Below are 15,732 nucleotides of genomic sequence, written 5' to 3' on the forward strand. Positions count from 1 at the left end.
CCGCCCCCGAACGCCGAAGCCGTTTCGGTACCCTTACCCCGAAGAACAGACACGTTCCCGGCGTGTCCACCGCGAAATCCCTCCACTCCATCCGTCGATTGCTGGCGTTCGCGTGCCTGCTGCTATCGCTCCTGCTCGTCGGCGTCGGCGAACTCGTCCTCGATATCGACTACAGCGGCATCGCCGTCTGGCTCGTCCTCGCGGGGTTCGGAGCGACCGTCGTGACGGGCATCTGGTTCGTGCGAACCCTGCTCGCGAAGGCACCCAGCGACGACGCGCCTCGCCGGAACCCCGCTGGCGACGGTGATGAAACCAGTTCGAGCGAACAGGACGACGGACGGCCGTGAGCAGTCGCTCGCGACCCGGACCGCGGCGACCGCCGTCGGCCCGCTATATCTCGTCTTCCTCCTGAAGTTCGTTCAGGTACTCGTGGGCCTGTTCGAGTATCTCGCGCGGACCGTCCTGCGTGACGGTGTTCACGGCCTGCTCGTAGTCGCGCCACTGGAGGTCGCGGTGCTCGGTCGAGAGTTCGGCGCTGGCCTCGTAGGACTTCGCGATGAACAGGTGCACGGTCTTGTGGATGGTCTTCCCGCCGGCCTCGAAGACGTAGTCGTAGTCCTCGCGGAACCCGTCCAGTAGCCGGAAGTCGTGGATGCCGGCTTCCTCCTTTACCTCTCGAATCGCGGTCTGCTGCAGCTCTTCTTCGCCCTCAACGCCGCCCTTCGGGAACTCCCAGTCCCCGGGACGGCTCTTGAGGAGAAGGTACTCGCGCTGGCCCCGCGTATCCCGGAAGAGGATGGCGCCCGCGCTCGTAGCTTCGACTGTCATTGCAGGTACGTAATTCACCCCGATTTAAGAGAATATCGGAGAGCGTTCCGTTGTGCTTTAGGTCGTTGCCCGAGACTGCTCGTACAGGAATGAGTTTCGTCACACGCCTCACGCTCTCGAGCGGGGACCGCGCCGCGCTCGACGGCGTGGTCGCCGACATCAAGCAGACCGCGTCCCGGAAGGGCGCGGAACTGAAGGGACCGCACTCGAATCCACCGACAGAGCTCCGCGTTCCCCTGGAGAAGTCCGTCGCGGGCGACGACTCCTTCGGGAACTGGGAGTACACCGTCTACGAGCGTACCGTCGAGGTCGTCGGGCACGACGGCCTCGCGCGCAGCATCGCGGACTGGGACTTCCCGTCGTCGGTCCACGTCGCGGTCGAGGTCGAGAACGTTCGCTCGCAGGGCCAGCGCCCGCTGTAATCGGGTTCTTCTATTCGGCGTCGCTCGAACTCGCGTTTCGGAGTCTGTTCGCGGGGACCACACCGGTCAGTCGTCGTCGCTCCAGTGGAGTGCCAGGCGACTGCGGGCGCTCGCGCCGGTGCCTCCTGGTCGGTCGTCGTCGGGTCGCTGCGCGTCCGCTGACTCGCTGCTGGCGTCACGACTGTCCTCTGGTTTCCCGGTCCCGTCGCCCGTGACGTGCTCGTGCGTGCCGACGGCGTCGGGGACGGGGAGCGTGACGGTGGTGTCGTCGACGGCGAGCGTCACGTCCGTGTCTCCGTCCGCGTCCGCGACGGCGGCGGCGAGCGCGTTCTTGGCGGCAGTCACGTCCGCGTCGGACTCCCGGGTCGACGATGCGTCCGTCGCGTGGTCCGCGTCGCCAGCCATGCCGTCCGTCGCGGCGCTCGCGCCCGGCGCGCGGTAGGCGTCCCAGTCGATGGGTTCGACGTCCTCGCTCCGCCCGGCGAGGACGGCGTTGAGGATGGCGCCCATGAGGACGACCATCCCCGAGATGTAGAGCCACGTGAGGAGGAGGACGACCACGCCGACGACGCCGTACGTGTCGGATTTCGCGGCGAAGCGCGCGTAGTGCCGGAACGCCGCCTCGGTCGCCACCCACCCGACGGCGGCGAAGACGGTGCCGGGGAGGACCTCGCGGACGGTGACGTCCTCGTCCGGGAACACGTAGTAGATGGGGAAGAACGCGAGCGCGAGTCCCGCGACGACGCCCGCGAGGGCGACGGTCTGCCCGAGCGCGCCGTCCGGGGCGGCCGGGAGAACGCTGTCCACGGTCGCACCGAGCGCGACAGCGGCGAGGAACGCGACGAGCACGAACAGGCCGTCGGTGAGCTGGTCGAGCGTCGTGTTCGCGGCCTCGCTCTCGTAGATGTCCGAGAACGCGACGTCGAGACTCCGGAATATCTTCAGCATCCCCCACGCGAGCGCCCCGAACCCGACGAACGTCAACTGGGAGTTCTTCGAGGCCTCGCGGACGGTCTCGGCGACGAGAGCGCCCGTCTGCGGCGTGAAGTACCCGCCGACGAGTTCGACGACGCGGTCCGCGAGCGCCTCGGTCGCGAACGCGTCCAGCAGCAGGACGAGCACGAGCATGAACGGGAGCAGCGAGAGGAAGGCGTGGTACGCGATCGAGCCGGCGAGGAACGTCACCTTCTCGGCGCGCGCCTCGCGGTACGACCGCACGAGGATGACGCGGAGCAGTCGCGCCCAGCGATGCATACCGGGGCGGTGTCGCTCGCACCGTGAAAAGCCACCGGCTCAGCGTCTGTCGGTCGACAGCTGTCCGATCCGAGGCCGGTCGGTCGGCTTGCGACCGGCTCAGCGCTCGTCGGTCGTCCAGACGAGGCGGAGTTCCGAGCGCGCCTCGGGGCCGCCGAAGATGCCGGGGCGTGCAACGGTTGTCGTCTCCGCGGTCGCGGTCGTCGGTCGCGGGAGCGAGTACTCCGTGCCGTCGACGACGACGGTCGCGCGCTCGGCGGATTCCAGCGCTGACGCGAGCGCCACGAGGTCGGCCGAGGACAGGTCGGTGACGGTGCCCGAGTCCGCGCCGTCAGTGAGCCCCTCGAGGAGTGCCGCGCCGTGGTCGACGGTCGCGGTGCCGCCGTTCGCGAGCGCTGCGGCCGCGGGCGTCCCCGGCCACGGGAGCGGGTCGACGTCCTCGCTCCGCCCGGCGAGCACGGCGTTGATCGCGGCGCCCAGGAGGACGACGAGCCCGGAGACGTACAGCCACGTCACGAGGAGGAGGACGGCACCGAGGAGACCGTAGGCATCGTTCGAGCCCGCGAGAGTGGCGTACGTCTGGAACGCGGATTCGAGCGTCGCCCACCCGACGGCCGCGAAGACGGTGCCGGGGAGGACCTCGCGGACGGTGACGTCCTCGTCCGGGAACACGTAGTAGATGGGGAAGAACGCGAGCGCGAGTCCCGCGACGAACGCGAGCCAGACCACGGCCTGGCCGACGAGCCCGGAGCCGTCGAGCGAGACGACGGTGCCGGCGAGCGCGGCGAGCGCCGCGGCGGTGCCGGCGCCGAGGAGGACGACGACGCCGTCGGAGAGCTGGTCCGAGAGCGGGTTCGCGGCCTCGCTCTCGTAGATGTCCGAGAACGCCTTGTCGAGCGTCCGGAACACCTTCAGCGTCCCCCAGACGAGCGTGACGAGGCCGAGGATGGAGAGACCGGTGCTCGCGCTCGCTTCGACGACCGCGTCGGCGAGGAGCGCGCCGTTGTTCGGGGAGACGTACCCGCCGATGCCCGTGACGACGTCGCGAGCGACAGCGCCGTCGGTCGCGGCCTGCACGGCGACGAGGAGGACGAGGAGGAACGGGAGCAGGGAGACGAACGCGTGGTACGCGACGCTCCCCGCCATGAACGTCAGGTTCTCGGCGCGCGCCTCGCGGTAGACGGAGACGACGATGGCGCGCCCGAGCGCGATTCGTGACATGAATCGCATACGTTGGCGCGAGAGATAAGTGCCGCGTCCCGGTCCCGTCCGCGGAATCGCCGGTCGGGACGCGCTCGCTCAGCGCTCCGGGTGCTCCAGGTCCGGTGGGAGGCCAGTGTGTCGCAGCCCCGACCAGTCCTCGACGTCGAACCGGTAGACGCGAACGCGCTCGGTCTCGAACGCGCGCTCGAACACGTCGGGATGCCACGCGTTGTCCTGCATCGCCTCGTCGTGCGCCTCCCACTCGCCACGCGGGATCTCGTGGATGCGTCCCTCGCAGACGACGCTCCGCCAGTGGAACGGGGATTCGGCGGCGTAGACGAGGTACGTCGCGCGAGACTCGCCGCTGCTCAGGTCCGCCTTCCGGCTGGTGTCGCCGGCGACGAACGTGAAGTAGAGCCCTCGGTCGCCGTCGTACCCGAACGATATCGGGAGGACGTACGGCGCGTCGTCCGTCGAGAGCGCGAGGATACCGACGCCGTGACTCGACAGGAAGTCCCTGATGTCATCCTCGTCCATCCGTTCGATTCCGAGCGTCTCCAGCGTCTCGACAGTCATACGGATATATTGAACGCAAGACCTCTTAAACATCGTCTCGGCACCTCTCTACCGAGTTCTGTTGCGCACATTAGTGTCGGATGGTCGCCCGACGAGCAACCCGCTCGGGTGGTCGACCGACGACGCGGGTCACCGCGTCGGTGCGAGTTAAGTGCGCGGCGGTCCTCGAACCACGCATGTCCCACATCGACCGCGACCGCCTGGTCGGGTTGCGACGCGAGTTCCACCGACACCCCGAGCCCGCGTGGCGCGAGTTCTGGACGACGGCACGGATCGTCGAGGAACTGGAAGCCATCGGCGTCGACGAGCTGTACGTCGGTCGCGACGCGCTCGACGGCGACAGCAGGATGGCCGTCCCCGAGGACGCGGAACTCGCGGACTGGCTCGAACGCGCCCGGGACGCGGGCGTCGACGAGGACACGCTCGCGGCGATGGACGGCGGCTACACCGGCTGCGTCGCCGTCGTCGACTGCGGCCCCGGACCGACGGTCGGTCTCCGCGTCGACATCGACGGGCTGCCACGCGCGGAGTCGACCGACGACGAGCACCTCCCCGCGAAGGAGGGATTCCGCTCGGAGACGGGCGCGATGCACGCCTGCGGGCACGACGGGCACGCGACCATCGGGCTCGGCGTCGTCGAAGCCATCCGCGACAGCGAGTTCTCGGGGACGCTGAAGGTGTTCTTCCAGCCCGCCGAGGAGGTCATCGGCGGCGGGAAGGCGATGGCGGCGAGCGAACACATTGACGACGTCGACTACCTGTACGCGCTCCACCTCGGCCTCGACCACCCCACCGGCGAGGTGGTCGCGGGCATCGACGGGTTCCTCGCGGTCGAGCACCTCGACGTCGACTTCCACGGAGCGCCCGGGCACGCCGGCGCGAAACCCGAGGAGGGCCGGAACGCGATGCAGGCGATGGCGGCCGCCGTGCAGAACATGTACGGCATCAGTCGCCACTCGGACGGGGCGACGCGCGTGAACGCCGGCGTCGTCGAGGGCGGGACGGCGTCGAACATCATCCCGGAGGACGTCCGTGCACAGGTCGAGGTACGCGGTGAGACGACCGAGTTGAAGGACTACATGAGCGACCGCGTCCGCGACGTCGTCGCGGGCGCCGCACGGATGCACGACTGCGAGTTCGACGTGGAACTCGGCGGGCAGGCGCCGAGCGCGACGAGCGACCAGGCGCTCGTCGACTTCGTGATGGACGCCGCCGACGGCGCGGACGGCGTCACGTCGATCGTCGAGCGCGACGCGCTCGGCGGGAGCGAGGACGCGACCTTCCTCATGCAGTCCGTACAGGACCGCGGCGGGCTCGCGTGCTACGTCGGCGTCGGCACCGACCACCCGGGCGGGCACCACACCGCGACGTTCGACGTGGACGAGGACTCGCTCCCCGTCGGCGTCGACGTCCTCGTCGGCGCCATCGAACGCGTCGCCGAACGTCGTCCCTGACACGATCCGACCGACCAGCTTTCCTCCATCCCGACCATCACGTGCCAGTCATCGCATCGTAACCACCGCTGCCGAACACACAACACAGGTTATGGAATAATTCAAAGTTCAACTGCGGAAATTTTATTATAATGTGGCGTATTGATGCGTGTATGGCAAAGCGAAAAGAACGTGCGACTGGTACCGCGGTCGCAGCCGTCTGCGGACTCCTCACGGGCGGATTCGCGCTCTCGGTCGGCCTGCTGGAGTTCCTCATCGGCCTCCACTTCACACCAGGGGGGCTGCTGGCGGTCGTCGGCTACTTCGTCGGCGGATTCCTCGTCGTCGGCGCGTCGACTGGCGTGTTCGTGATGCGGCCGACCGCGCGCAAGCTCGCCGTCCCCATCTACGTCGGGGCGGCAGTCGTGTTCGGCATGATGATAGCGACGAACCTGGACTCCACGCCGACGGCACTCGTGGGCGGCGTCATGGCCGGCATCAACGCCATCGGCGTCGTCGCGCTGCTCGCGTCCGAGGACGTGGAGGTCGGTGGCCGCACGGACACCAGCGACAAGCACGCGACCGACATCGGCACCGGCTTCCGGTGAGCCGCGCTCTCGGTCCGGGGAGAGCCCCGGTTTGTGCCTGCGAGGGCGTCGTCGATGTGGACGTCGGGTGTGATGCCCCGGCGACCCGTCGCTGAACTGTCAGGCCGCCGCTTTTTCTTGCTTCGTTGACTGGTTCGGTGTATGCCACGTCGCCCGCTCGCGCTGACGTTGTTGTCGTGTTGGTCCGTGCTCGGCGCAGCCCTCCTCGTCGCACTCGTCACCGTCCTGACCGACTACGCGAACACCGGTCAGGTCCCGGCAGTCATCGCGGGACTCGGCGTACTGGTCGCGGTCGTCGGCCTCGTCGTCGCCGGCGGCCTCTGGCGGACGAGCACGTGGGCCCGACCACTTGGCGTCCTCACGTACGCGCTCGCAGGACTGGTCGCACTCGCGGTCGCCGCGAGCGTCGACGCGTGGCTACCCGCAGCCCCGGTGCTCGCCGGGAACGCACTCGCCGTGCTCGCGCTCGCCCGCCACACCGCCGGCTTCGAGGACGGCGAGAGACGACCCGACGAGGTCAACGCGCACGTCGGCCGGTGAACCGGTCGCGTATCGAGGACGAACGAGAGACGTTCAGGGTCGGTCCGGTCAGTACTTCGGGTCCGCGCCGGTCGTCGCGTACACGTCCTCCATGATGTCGTCGCGGCGACTCTGCCACATCTCGAACGCGTCCGGCGAACTCGGGTAGTCCTCGTAGTGCGAGAGGAGGTCGTCGGCGACGTTCTTCGTCTTGTAGAAGTTGTAGATCTGCCCCCAGTACCCGAAGCTCTTGATCGCCGCCTTCAGCTTGAGGCGGAGCCCGAAGCTCGTCGACCCTTCGTAGAGCGCCTCCGCGAGGTTCTCCCCCGGGAGCGCCGCCATGAGGCCCATGAGGTCGTCGACGTCGACCGCGGTCGACAGGATGTTGTACACGTCCAGCGCCGCGTACCGGCCGCCGAAGTGCTCCATGACGCGCTCGTTGTACTCCCAGAGCGCCGCCTCGCCGACGTCGCCGTCCTCGATGGCGCCGATCGCTTGCTCGGCCGCGTACTTCCCGGCGTACGCCGCACCCGCGATACCGCCACCCGTCGTCGGGTTCACGTGCCCGGCGGCGTCACCGACCGCGACGAACCCCGGCGCGACCGCCGAGTCGTACGGGCGTCGCGTCGGGAGCGCCGCCCCGAGCTTGTCCGTGACCTCCGCCCCCTGGAACTCCGGGCGACTGCGGAGGTCGCGTTTGAGGTCCTCGACGAGCTGCATCGGCTCCTCCGTCATCTGGAACCCGAGCCCGGCGTTTATCTCCGTCTCCGTCCGCGGGAAGTACCAGAGGTACCCCGCCGCGCGCTCGGTCGGCTTGAACACGAGCGCGTCCGACCACTCCACTGGCTCGTCGACCTCGACGATCTCGCGGTACGCCGAGCAGAACTGCGAGTAGTTCACGTTCGTATCGAACGTCGCACCTTCGAGGTCGGCCTTGTCCTGGAGGATGGAGAGCGACCCGGCGGCGTCCACGACGACGTCCGCGTCGTACGTCACGACGTCACCGCTCCGGTTCCCGCGGACGCCCGCGACCTGGCCGTCGTCGGCCTGCATGACGTCCTGGACGACGGTGTCGTAGTGGAACTCGGCGCCGGCTTCGGTCGCGCCTTCGATGATGAGGCGTCCGTACTCCCAGCGGTCGATGACCGCGAGCTCGCCCGGCACCGGGATGTCGAGCACGGTGTCCTCCTGGGGTATCTCGAAGCGCCCGTGGTCGACGTCCGTGTTCGTGAACGCCGACTGGATCTTCGACTTCGGGATGGCTTCGGGGAACGCGTCCGCGCCCTTCAGGGCGTCGCCGCACGCGATGTGTCCGGCTTCCGCCTCGGTCTTGCGTTCGACGACGACGACGTCGTAGCCCGCGCGGGCGACCGTCGCCGCGGCGTAACAACCGGATGTGCCGGCGCCGACGACGACGACGTCGTACTCGTGCGTGGTCATACGCCCGGAGAATCGCGCCACGATGAAGAAACTTTACGTGCGATTCCGTCGCCAACGGACCGCCAGAATAGGCATAAAGAGTTTTCTTCGCGCTGGCAGAAGACGCCGGTATGACCGACTACACCGTGGAGTTCGTTGGGACGGGCGAGTCCATCACCGTCTCCGACAAGCAGACCATCCTGAAGCGATGCATCGAGGAAGGTATCGCCCAGGAGTACTCGTGTCGCGTCGGGATGTGTCTGGCGTGCTCGGCGGAGATCGTCGAGGGCGAGGTCACCCAGCCCGCTGCCCGCGGCCTCACGGACGAGGAGAAGGAGGCGTACGCGTTGACGTGCATGGCGCGCCCGAACTCGGACCTGAAGCTCGACCGCGGGAAGTACCCGCCGAGCATCGAGGGCGACGTCGAGGCGATGACCGAGGACGCCGCGGCCGCCGACGACTGACCGCGACCGCGCACCGGACGAGCGGGTCGCTGGGCGCACGACGAGGCGACTCCGCACGGCTTTTATAACGAGACGTCGTTCCGTGGCGTATGGCCGGTATCGTCACCACGCTGTTCGCCTCGCTCCTCGCGTTCGCGGCCGGTGGACTGTTCGCCACGCCGTTCACGACGTTCGACGGGGACTCGACCAACCAGGGTCTCGCCGCGGTGAACGGAGTCGTGTTCGTGCTCGTCGCGTTCTACGTCCAGCTGGACGTCCTGCTGCTCATCGGCTCGGTGTTCGCCGGCGTCATCCTCTTCGGCGGCGTGACCGAGTTCCTGCGCGACTGACCAGAGCGAGACGCCGCTGTCGCCGTTTCTCTTCACGTTCCCTGATACGCTCCGCCGAGCAGTGGCGCGGTGACCGACGCCGTCCTCGAGGACGACGTCAGTCCGCTGCGCAGTTGTTCGGGCCGAGTTCGAGTTCGAACGCGGTCTCGTCGTCGATGGTTTCCCGGCCGAGGTTCACGTCGATGATGCGCTCGTAGTTCTGCGGTGGTGGGGACTCGGAGCGGACCGCGTCCACGAACGCGTCGCGGTCCCGACCGATGTCGTCGAGCAGGTCGTGAACGCCCTCGACCGTGATGGCGAACGTCCCGTCGTCGGTGCGCGCGACGCCCGGTTCGTGGTGCCCGGGGAACAGTCGCGTTCCGGGCGAGAGCGAGCCGAGGGTTTCGGTGACGGTCCGGTACAGGCGTTCGGCGAGTTCCTCCGTGGCGGCCTCCGGGTCCGCGGCGAGTTGCGCTTCGAGGTCCGGTCGCGCGACGCTCTCGACGAACACGGAGTCACCGACGAGGACGACGTCCCCGAACTCGATTCCGGTCATCTCCGAGGTGTGCCCCGGGAGGCCGACCGCGCGCAGCTCGGCGTCGCCGAACTGGAGCGTCTCCCCAGTTGCGAGGGGTCGCGCTCCGTACGTGAGGCCGCGTTCGCGAGCGCCCTCTGGGAGCACCGGTTGCGCGTCGGTGCCGCGAGCGACGTTCCGGACGCCGGAGACGTGGTCCGCGTGAACGTGCGTGTCGATGGCGTACACGATGTTCGCGCCGCGGTCGCTGGCGTCGCGCGCGTACCGGTCCGTGAACGCCCGTAGCGGGTCGACGACGACCGCCTCGTCGCCCGCGACGAGGAGGTAGCTCAGACACCCCGAGGACGGCCGGTCGTACTGGACGAGCGTGCCCGCGGTCGTCTCCGTCTCCGTGGCGGTGATGAGTCGCGCCCACCCCTCCATGCCGTCCTCCAGGTGGACCGCGTCGACGCCGTCGTCCGCGAGCGCGTTCGCGACCTCCGCACTCGCCTCGCCGACCGCGCACACGACGACGACCGGCTCGTCGACGTCCGCGACCAGGTCGGCGACGCCGCCGGTCACCTGCGCTTGCACGAACCGCGCGTACGGCACCTGCTCGACGTCGACGTTCGGCCCGGCGATACGCCACGCCTCGACCTCGTCGCGGTTCCTGAGGTCGAGCACGGTGACGTGGTCCCCGCGAGCGACGCGGTCCGCGAGCGCTCGCGGCGTCACCGTCGGCGCGTCAGAGACGTCCTGCGGAGTCATACGTCCCCGTACGGGACGTGGTGAGATAAAGTTCAAGCCCTCGCGCTCGAATCCACCGGGCATGGACGCACCAGCCCTCCGCGAGACCGTCGAGCGCGAGAAGCAGTCGCAACTGGACCGCCTCGGGTCCTCGAAGTACCTCATCGCGCTCACCGACGCGGACCTCTCCGAGTCGACGATACTCGGCGCCGTGGCCGAGAGCGAGTACCTGGCGCGCGAGACGTTCGAGGCGCTCGCGTCGATGGAGGACGACGACCGCGCACGGGTGGCGTTCGAGGCGGTCGCCGACCAGGAAGCCGAGCACTACGACCGCGTCTGCGAGCGTCTCGGTGCGCGACCGGAGCCCGACCACGCCGGTGCGGTCCACGGCTACCTCCGCGAGCGCGACGACGCGGTCTCGCGCGTCGCCGGCGCGCTCGTCGGCCGACCGCTCGTCAGTCTCCGCGCGCACACGCAGGTCGTCGGATTCTACGTGAACGAGGCCGACGAGACCGGCGCGAACCTCTTCCGCGACCTCAAAGCCGACACCGACGCCGAACTGGAACGCGGGCTCGCCGTGCTGGACGACATCTGCGAGACCGACGAGGACTGGGAGCGCGCGCAAGCGACCGCCGAGTACGTCGTCCAGCTCGCGTACGACGAGTACGCCGACTCGCTCACGGAGATGGGCGTCAACCCGAAGTCGACCTGCTGAGCGGTCGGTCGCCGCGCCGTCCAGCCCTCCGTGACCGGTCGTACCGGCGCGCGAACCCGTATTTTCAAGAGACAGACAGGAGTAGTGCCGTGCATGAATCATCGCTGTCCGGACTGCGGCGTCACGCTCGAAGCGGTCGACTTCGGGATGCAGGACGCCTGGAAACCACACGTTCGCACCGGCGAGAAGAAGGAAGGCTTGCTGGGGAAACTCGGGGTGGACGAGACCGTCCCCGTCGACGCCGGGATGTGTCCCGAGTGCGGGCTCGTCAGACTGTACGCGAACGTCGAGGAGTGACGGCGAGCCGGCAATGGGGGACGCGACGCGGACGCGACCACTACTCTGCGGGGTCTTCAGTGCCCGAGGGAGCGTCGACGCTCTCGGTGACGCTGGCGTCCGTCGCCGCCTCCTCGCCGTCCGCGTCGTCGGCGTCGCCCGCGTCGTCCACGTCGTCCGCGTCGTCCCCGGGCGCGAGCGGTTCGGGTTCCGGCGGGGACGCGAACTCGGTCGGGGCGTCGGGGTCGACGAGCCACGGGACGACGATCCGCGCGAACTCGAAGAGGAAGACGAGCACGAGCGGCCCGAGGAAGATGCCGTACCACCCGAAGAGGACGGGGCCGAGCGTGTACGCGAGCATCACGGCGCCGACGTGGAGCGTCCGCCCGCTCACGTATGGGCGGAGCAACTGGTCGGGGATGTAGTCCACGACGACGAAGGAGACGACGAGGAACGTGACCGGGAACCAGAGCCCGGTCGCGCCCTCGAGTGCGACGAGCGCGAACAGGTACGCCGCGAGCGGGAGCGTCACGAGCTTGATGCCGATGACGGGGACGAGGCTCGCGACGCCGACGAGGAGCCCGACGAGCACGGGTTCGGGGATGCTCGCTGACGCCGGCGAGACGACGTTCAGTGCGACGAACGTCACGACCGCGAGGAACCCCGTGAGGAGCGCGTTCAGGATGTTCCCGAAGTACACGTTCTTCAGGTCGCGGTCCACGGCGACGAAGTACGATTCGAGGACGCCGCCTTCGGGGACGAAGGTGGCACGCCCCCACGCCGCCAGCCGGTAGTCGTCCCGCAGGAGGTAGAACGTGATGATGAGGACGATGAACGCGTGCAGGAGGACGTTGAACAGCTGGCCGACGGTTCCCAGCAGGAGGTCGAGGACTTGCGTGAGGCTCGACCCGAGTTCGAGGTTCGCGAGCTGGGTCGGGTCCGAGAGGATCGTCCGCGCGGTCGCGGAAAGTTCGGTGAAGATCTCGTTCAGGTCGGCGTACGGCTCGACGAGCGCTGCCAGTTGCCCGCCGAGGTCGCTGTCGAGGACGTCCGCGAGCGACCGGATCGCGACCAGGACCGTCCACGCGACGAGCGCGAGCACCGGGAGTCCGACCGTGAGGAGCGTCGCTGCAACTGCGAGCGTCCGCGACCGGATTCGCGGGTGAACGAGGCGGTTGAAGACCGGGCGGGAGACGTAGTACGCGAACACGCCGACGACCACCGTCCCGACGTACTGCCAGACGATGAACGCGAACGCGACGGCGAACGCGAACGCGACGACCCAGAGCGCGACGCGGTCGCGACCGAGATTCGATACTCGCGACGCCACGCCTTCTCCCGACGACCCAGGGCGCCCTGGCTCCTCGCGCCGCGCGTCGTCCGCCTCGTCCGCCCGAGCGTCCTCTGTCATACTGGATTCCTGGTCGTCGTCGCACGACGGGGCCCGGGTGAACCGCCAACGCAGTCCGAAGAACACCGTGCCGACGTGTGCTTCGAATGACTAGAGGACCTCGCAGCGAAAAACCATACGTCCACTCTCGCGACCAGTTGCTTGCACTCCACCCACCTTCGCGACCAGTTGCTTGCACTCACTCACCGCCTCCCGATACGACCGCCTCGTCGAACAACGTCTCGCCGTCGACCATGTGTTCCTCGACGGCGTCCATGTCGAGGGTCACGCCGAGGCCCGGCTGCTCGGGGACCGTGATGTAGCCGTCCTCGATGACGTCCTCCTCGACGAGGTCCTCCCACCAGCCGAGCTCGTAGGAGTGGTACTCGACCGCGAGCGAGTTCGGGATGGCGGCGGCGACGTGCGCGCTCGCCATGGTCGCCACCGGCGAGGAGACGTTGTGCATCGCGACCGGGACGTAGTACTGGTTCGCGACGTCCGCGACCTTCCGGGTCTCGCGCATCCCGCCGACCTTCGGGAGGTCGGGTGCGACGATGTCCACCGCCTGGTTCTCGATGAGGCGGCGTTCCTCGGTGACGCGATACCGGTTCTCGCCGACCGTGATCGGCGTCGTCGTCGACTTCGTCACCTCCTCCTGGACCTCGAGGTTCTCCGGCGGGACCGGGTCCTCGAGCCACCAGACGTCGTACTCCTCGATGGCGTCAGCGAGTCGCTTCGCGCTCCCGCCCGAGAACGTCCAGTGACAGTCGAACGCGACGTCGGCGCGGTCCTTCACGCGCTCCGTGACCTTCTCGACGATCTCGGCCTTGTGACGGATCTCGCCGGGGCGGAGGTGACGGTTCGCGCGGTCCTTCTCGAGGCCGCTCGGGACGTCGAGGTCGAACTTGAGGGCGTCGTACCCGAGTTCCTCGACGACGCGCTCGGCCTCGTCAGCGCACGCTTCGGGGTCGGCTTCCGATTCGGTGTGGCAGTCGCAGTAGACGCGGACGTCGTCCCGGTACTTCCCGCCCAGGAGCTGGTAGGCGGGGACGTCCAGTATCTTCCCGGCGAGGTCGTGGAGTGCGACCTCGATACCCGAGATGGCGGTGACGGTGACGCCCTCGACCGACCCTTCGCCGCTCATCTTCTGGACGAGGTGCTCGAAGAGTCGGTCGATGTCGAGGGGGTTCTCGCCGACGATCATCGGCTTCATGCGCTCGATGAGTTCGGGGACGCCAGCGCCCCAGTACGCTTCGCCGGTGCCGGTGACGCCGGCGTCGGTGTAGATGCGGACGAGCGTCCACGGGAAGTTCCCGTCGACCATCGTCGTCTGGACGTCCGTGATCTCGACGTCGCGGCCGCCGCCGCGGTCTCGTGTGACGCCCATCGTCTCGCCCGAGAGTTCGCGCATGGTGTACTCCGCGTTCGGGTCGTGTAGGTCGGCGTAGTCGACTCCCATAACCCATGGTTTACTCGCAATCCAGTAAAGTTTTCGACGGCGCGGTTGGGTCGTGGTCGCTCACTCGTCCTCGACGACGCGGTCGCGTTCCCAGTCCGGCGGCGGCGAGTTCATGTCCGCCACCTGCTTGCGGATCCACCGGACGTACGCCCCGAGGACGCCCATGGCGACGACGGAGAACGCGAGCGTCACGAACGCGAGGAGCGTGCCAGCGTCCCCGAGGTCGAGGAACGCGAGCGCGCTCGCTGCCGCCAGCACGTACAGTCCGAGGACTGCGAACAGCGTCTGCACGGTCAACAACCGCCGAACGAGACCCCACATGGTTCCATCACCGACCGCCAGCGTCTTGGCTATTGTGACGTCCGCCGCCGAGTCCGACGACAACGTTCGATTCAAACCATCGGCGGCCCTCGTCGTCGAGTGATGTACTCGAGTCACCACGCGGCGCTCTCGCTCGTCGCGGGCGCAGCGCTGGTTCCGTTCGTCCCGACGGTCCTCCCGGCCGTGGCCGTCGTGGCGTACGCGGTCGTGCTCGGCGTCGCCATCGACTTCGACCACTTCCTGGTGGCGCGCTACAACGCCGGGAACTGGCGAGCGCTGCGGGCGTGCGCGACCGACCCGCGGCGCGCGTTCCTCGCGCAGGACGAGATATTCGACGCGGACGAGGTGTGGCCGCTCGAACGACTGCTCTCGCACGCCGTCCTCGCGGGCGTGCTCGTCGCCACACTCCTCGCGGCCGGGCTCGTGGGACTGGCCGTGGTGTCGGCGGTGGTGCTGTACGTGCACGTCCTCTCGGACCTCGCGTGGGACGTCGCGCGGCAGGCCGAGTACTTCGAGCGAGTCAGGGAGACCACGTGACCGCCCGCGGCTTCCGCGCAACGGAAGCCAGCGCGGGTCGCGAACGTCGCCGTGGTGCGTGGGTTTATGTCGTCGCCGAGTGGACTGGGCGACATGAACGAGACGGTTTCGCGGATGCGCGAGAGCGGCGTCGTAGCGGTACTTCGAGGGGTCGACGCGTCGGACGTTCGAGCGGTCGGTGACGCGCTCCGCGACGGCGGCGTGACGGCGATGGAGGTGACGATGGGGAGCGACGACTCGCTAGCGGCCATCGAGGCGCTCGCCGATCACTATCGCGGCGACGACGTCGTGGTTGGCGCGGGCACGGTCCTGGACGCGGAGACGGCGCGACAGGTCCAGCTCGCGGGGGCGTCGTTCGTCGTCAGTCCGACGTTCGACGAAGGCGTCGTCGAGACCTGCAACCGGTACGGGATTCCGGTCGCCCCCGGCGTCGCGACGCCAACCGAAGCCCTGAACGCGTACGAGGCGGGCGCGGACCTCTGCAAGGTGTTCCCGGCGTCCTCGTACGGCCCCGGTCATCTGTCGAGCATCAAGGGCCCGCTCCCGCAGATTCCGCTGATGCCGACGGGCGGCGTCGGCCCGGAGAACGCGGCAGCGTACGTCGAGGCCGGCGCGGAGATGGTCGGCGCCGGCGGCTCGCTCGTCCCCGACGACGCACTCGAACGCGAGGACTACGACGAGATCACGGCGCGCGCCGAGGAGCTCGTCGGCGTCGTCGAGGACGCGCGGTAACGTCGTC

20 protein-coding genes are annotated in these 15,732 nt (G+C 68.6%); 11 read left to right on the forward strand and 9 right to left on the reverse strand.

All coding sequences use genetic code 11. From position 1 onward, the window contains the following. The first annotated feature begins 62 nt into the window (after positions 1 to 62). A complete protein-coding gene (locus VYJ16_RS01140) occupies positions 63 to 347 on the forward strand; it encodes a hypothetical protein (RefSeq protein ID WP_336348486.1) in 285 nt (94 codons plus the stop codon). Between the two features lie 43 nt (positions 348 to 390). On the opposite strand, the gene VYJ16_RS01145 is transcribed toward VYJ16_RS01140, so the two are convergent. Then, positions 391 to 828, reverse strand: a complete 438-nt coding sequence (locus VYJ16_RS01145) for a bis(5'-nucleosyl)-tetraphosphatase (protein WP_336348487.1) — start codon at positions 826 to 828, stop codon at positions 391 to 393. A gap of 89 nt (positions 829 to 917) precedes the next feature. On the opposite strand from VYJ16_RS01145, the gene VYJ16_RS01150 reads away from it, so the two are divergent. After that, positions 918 to 1,250 (forward strand): uS10/mL48 family ribosomal protein, encoded by a 333-nt coding sequence (locus VYJ16_RS01150; RefSeq protein ID WP_336348488.1) that lies wholly within the window; start codon positions 918 to 920, stop codon positions 1,248 to 1,250. 66 nt (positions 1,251 to 1,316) lie between these two features. Here VYJ16_RS01150 and VYJ16_RS01155 read toward each other — a convergent pair whose 3' ends face one another. The 3 genes from VYJ16_RS01155 to VYJ16_RS01165 form a co-directional block, all read right to left on the reverse strand. Further along, positions 1,317 to 2,504: a YihY/virulence factor BrkB family protein gene (locus VYJ16_RS01155; protein WP_336348489.1), complete on the reverse strand. Its 1,188-nt coding sequence runs from the start codon at positions 2,502 to 2,504 to the stop codon at positions 1,317 to 1,319. Positions 2,505 to 2,603: 99 nt separating this feature from the next. Beyond that, entirely contained in the window at positions 2,604 to 3,725 is a 1,122-nt protein-coding gene (locus VYJ16_RS01160; protein ID WP_336348490.1) for a YihY/virulence factor BrkB family protein, read from the reverse strand. Between the two features lie 78 nt (positions 3,726 to 3,803). Then, positions 3,804 to 4,283 (reverse strand): pyridoxamine 5'-phosphate oxidase family protein, encoded by a 480-nt coding sequence (locus tag VYJ16_RS01165; protein WP_336348491.1) that lies wholly within the window; start codon positions 4,281 to 4,283, stop codon positions 3,804 to 3,806. Positions 4,284 to 4,459: 176 nt separating this feature from the next. On the opposite strand from VYJ16_RS01165, the gene VYJ16_RS01170 reads away from it, so the two are divergent. The 3 genes from VYJ16_RS01170 (at position 4,460) to VYJ16_RS01180 (ending at position 6,864) form a co-directional block, all read left to right on the forward strand. Continuing rightward, on the forward strand, positions 4,460 to 5,737 hold the full coding sequence (locus VYJ16_RS01170; protein WP_336348492.1) for an amidohydrolase: 1,278 nt from the start codon (positions 4,460 to 4,462) through the stop codon (positions 5,735 to 5,737). Between the two features lie 152 nt (positions 5,738 to 5,889). After that, a complete protein-coding gene (locus VYJ16_RS01175; RefSeq protein ID WP_336348493.1) occupies positions 5,890 to 6,324 on the forward strand; it encodes a hypothetical protein in 435 nt (144 codons plus the stop codon). A gap of 141 nt (positions 6,325 to 6,465) precedes the next feature. Next, positions 6,466 to 6,864 (forward strand): hypothetical protein, encoded by a 399-nt coding sequence (locus tag VYJ16_RS01180; RefSeq protein WP_336348494.1) that lies wholly within the window; start codon positions 6,466 to 6,468, stop codon positions 6,862 to 6,864. Between the two features lie 48 nt (positions 6,865 to 6,912). On the opposite strand, the gene VYJ16_RS01185 is transcribed toward VYJ16_RS01180, so the two are convergent. After that, on the reverse strand, positions 6,913 to 8,283 hold the full coding sequence (locus tag VYJ16_RS01185; RefSeq protein ID WP_336348495.1) for a geranylgeranyl reductase family protein: 1,371 nt from the start codon (positions 8,281 to 8,283) through the stop codon (positions 6,913 to 6,915). A gap of 110 nt (positions 8,284 to 8,393) precedes the next feature. Here VYJ16_RS01185 and VYJ16_RS01190 point away from each other — a divergent pair, with 110 nt between their 5' ends. Both VYJ16_RS01190 and VYJ16_RS01195 read left to right on the forward strand, forming a co-directional pair. After that, positions 8,394 to 8,726 carry a 2Fe-2S iron-sulfur cluster-binding protein gene (locus tag VYJ16_RS01190; protein WP_336348496.1) on the forward strand — a complete coding sequence of 111 codons (333 nt, stop codon included), beginning with the start codon at positions 8,394 to 8,396 and terminating at the stop codon, positions 8,724 to 8,726. 89 nt (positions 8,727 to 8,815) lie between these two features. Continuing rightward, positions 8,816 to 9,055, forward strand: a complete 240-nt coding sequence (locus VYJ16_RS01195; protein ID WP_336348497.1) for a hypothetical protein — start codon at positions 8,816 to 8,818, stop codon at positions 9,053 to 9,055. Between the two features lie 97 nt (positions 9,056 to 9,152). Here the strand turns inward: VYJ16_RS01195 and VYJ16_RS01200 are convergent, their stop codons facing one another. Continuing rightward, positions 9,153 to 10,316, reverse strand: a complete 1,164-nt coding sequence (locus VYJ16_RS01200; protein WP_336348498.1) for an MBL fold metallo-hydrolase — start codon at positions 10,314 to 10,316, stop codon at positions 9,153 to 9,155. 61 nt (positions 10,317 to 10,377) lie between these two features. Between VYJ16_RS01200 and VYJ16_RS01205 the strand changes: the two genes are divergently transcribed. Together VYJ16_RS01205 and VYJ16_RS01210 are read left to right on the forward strand one after the other, a co-directional pair. Continuing rightward, the gene (locus VYJ16_RS01205; RefSeq protein WP_336348499.1) at positions 10,378 to 11,010 is read left to right on the forward strand and encodes a rubrerythrin family protein; all 633 of its coding nucleotides are present in this window, start codon (positions 10,378 to 10,380) and stop codon (positions 11,008 to 11,010) included. 93 nt (positions 11,011 to 11,103) lie between these two features. Continuing rightward, complete coding sequence (locus VYJ16_RS01210) at positions 11,104 to 11,307, forward strand: hypothetical protein (protein ID WP_336348500.1); 204 nt, start codon at positions 11,104 to 11,106, stop codon at positions 11,305 to 11,307. A 40-nt stretch (positions 11,308 to 11,347) separates the two neighbouring features. Here VYJ16_RS01210 and VYJ16_RS01215 read toward each other — a convergent pair whose 3' ends face one another. The 3 genes from VYJ16_RS01215 to VYJ16_RS01225 form a co-directional block, all read right to left on the reverse strand. After that, on the reverse strand, positions 11,348 to 12,697 hold the full coding sequence (locus tag VYJ16_RS01215) for an AI-2E family transporter (RefSeq protein WP_336348501.1): 1,350 nt from the start codon (positions 12,695 to 12,697) through the stop codon (positions 11,348 to 11,350). 178 nt (positions 12,698 to 12,875) lie between these two features. Then, the gene (locus VYJ16_RS01220; protein ID WP_336348502.1) at positions 12,876 to 14,135 is read right to left on the reverse strand and encodes a mandelate racemase/muconate lactonizing enzyme family protein; all 1,260 of its coding nucleotides are present in this window, start codon (positions 14,133 to 14,135) and stop codon (positions 12,876 to 12,878) included. Between the two features lie 60 nt (positions 14,136 to 14,195). Continuing rightward, positions 14,196 to 14,456 carry a hypothetical protein gene (locus tag VYJ16_RS01225; protein ID WP_336348503.1) on the reverse strand — a complete coding sequence of 87 codons (261 nt, stop codon included), beginning with the start codon at positions 14,454 to 14,456 and terminating at the stop codon, positions 14,196 to 14,198. A gap of 102 nt (positions 14,457 to 14,558) precedes the next feature. Between VYJ16_RS01225 and VYJ16_RS01230 the strand changes: the two genes are divergently transcribed. Together VYJ16_RS01230 and VYJ16_RS01235 are read left to right on the forward strand one after the other, a co-directional pair. Further along, positions 14,559 to 14,993 (forward strand): hypothetical protein, encoded by a 435-nt coding sequence (locus tag VYJ16_RS01230; RefSeq protein WP_336348504.1) that lies wholly within the window; start codon positions 14,559 to 14,561, stop codon positions 14,991 to 14,993. A gap of 93 nt (positions 14,994 to 15,086) precedes the next feature. Beyond that, on the forward strand, positions 15,087 to 15,725 hold the full coding sequence (locus VYJ16_RS01235; RefSeq protein WP_336348505.1) for a bifunctional 4-hydroxy-2-oxoglutarate aldolase/2-dehydro-3-deoxy-phosphogluconate aldolase: 639 nt from the start codon (positions 15,087 to 15,089) through the stop codon (positions 15,723 to 15,725). Positions 15,726 to 15,732: the final 7 nt, after the last annotated feature.

The organism is Halorubellus litoreus (assembly GCF_037081675.1).
Taxonomy (GTDB): domain Archaea; phylum Halobacteriota; class Halobacteria; order Halobacteriales; family Natrialbaceae; genus Halorubellus; species Halorubellus litoreus.

Excerpts from the sequence above, each read along its gene's own strand:
- VYJ16_RS01145 (WP_336348487.1), bottom strand. The coding sequence starts at position 828 with ATGACAGTCGAAGCTACGAGCGCGGGCGCCATCCTCTTCCGGGATACG.
- VYJ16_RS01150 (WP_336348488.1), top strand. The coding sequence starts at position 918 with ATGAGTTTCGTCACACGCCTCACGCTCTCGAGCGGGGACCGCGCCGCG.
- VYJ16_RS01155 (WP_336348489.1), bottom strand. The coding sequence starts at position 2,504 with ATGCATCGCTGGGCGCGACTGCTCCGCGTCATCCTCGTGCGGTCGTAC.
- VYJ16_RS01160 (WP_336348490.1), bottom strand. The coding sequence starts at position 3,725 with ATGTCACGAATCGCGCTCGGGCGCGCCATCGTCGTCTCCGTCTACCGC.
- VYJ16_RS01165 (WP_336348491.1), bottom strand. The coding sequence starts at position 4,283 with ATGACTGTCGAGACGCTGGAGACGCTCGGAATCGAACGGATGGACGAG.
- VYJ16_RS01170 (WP_336348492.1), top strand. The coding sequence starts at position 4,460 with ATGTCCCACATCGACCGCGACCGCCTGGTCGGGTTGCGACGCGAGTTC.
- VYJ16_RS01175 (WP_336348493.1), top strand. The coding sequence starts at position 5,890 with ATGGCAAAGCGAAAAGAACGTGCGACTGGTACCGCGGTCGCAGCCGTC.
- VYJ16_RS01180 (WP_336348494.1), top strand. The coding sequence starts at position 6,466 with ATGCCACGTCGCCCGCTCGCGCTGACGTTGTTGTCGTGTTGGTCCGTG.
- VYJ16_RS01185 (WP_336348495.1), bottom strand. The coding sequence starts at position 8,283 with ATGACCACGCACGAGTACGACGTCGTCGTCGTCGGCGCCGGCACATCC.
- VYJ16_RS01190 (WP_336348496.1), top strand. The coding sequence starts at position 8,394 with ATGACCGACTACACCGTGGAGTTCGTTGGGACGGGCGAGTCCATCACC.
- VYJ16_RS01195 (WP_336348497.1), top strand. The coding sequence starts at position 8,816 with ATGGCCGGTATCGTCACCACGCTGTTCGCCTCGCTCCTCGCGTTCGCG.
- VYJ16_RS01200 (WP_336348498.1), bottom strand. The coding sequence starts at position 10,316 with ATGACTCCGCAGGACGTCTCTGACGCGCCGACGGTGACGCCGCGAGCG.
- VYJ16_RS01205 (WP_336348499.1), top strand. The coding sequence starts at position 10,378 with ATGGACGCACCAGCCCTCCGCGAGACCGTCGAGCGCGAGAAGCAGTCG.
- VYJ16_RS01210 (WP_336348500.1), top strand. The coding sequence starts at position 11,104 with ATGAATCATCGCTGTCCGGACTGCGGCGTCACGCTCGAAGCGGTCGAC.
- VYJ16_RS01215 (WP_336348501.1), bottom strand. The coding sequence starts at position 12,697 with ATGACAGAGGACGCTCGGGCGGACGAGGCGGACGACGCGCGGCGCGAG.
- VYJ16_RS01220 (WP_336348502.1), bottom strand. The coding sequence starts at position 14,135 with ATGGGAGTCGACTACGCCGACCTACACGACCCGAACGCGGAGTACACC.
- VYJ16_RS01225 (WP_336348503.1), bottom strand. The coding sequence starts at position 14,456 with ATGTGGGGTCTCGTTCGGCGGTTGTTGACCGTGCAGACGCTGTTCGCA.
- VYJ16_RS01230 (WP_336348504.1), top strand. The coding sequence starts at position 14,559 with ATGTACTCGAGTCACCACGCGGCGCTCTCGCTCGTCGCGGGCGCAGCG.
- VYJ16_RS01235 (WP_336348505.1), top strand. The coding sequence starts at position 15,087 with ATGAACGAGACGGTTTCGCGGATGCGCGAGAGCGGCGTCGTAGCGGTA.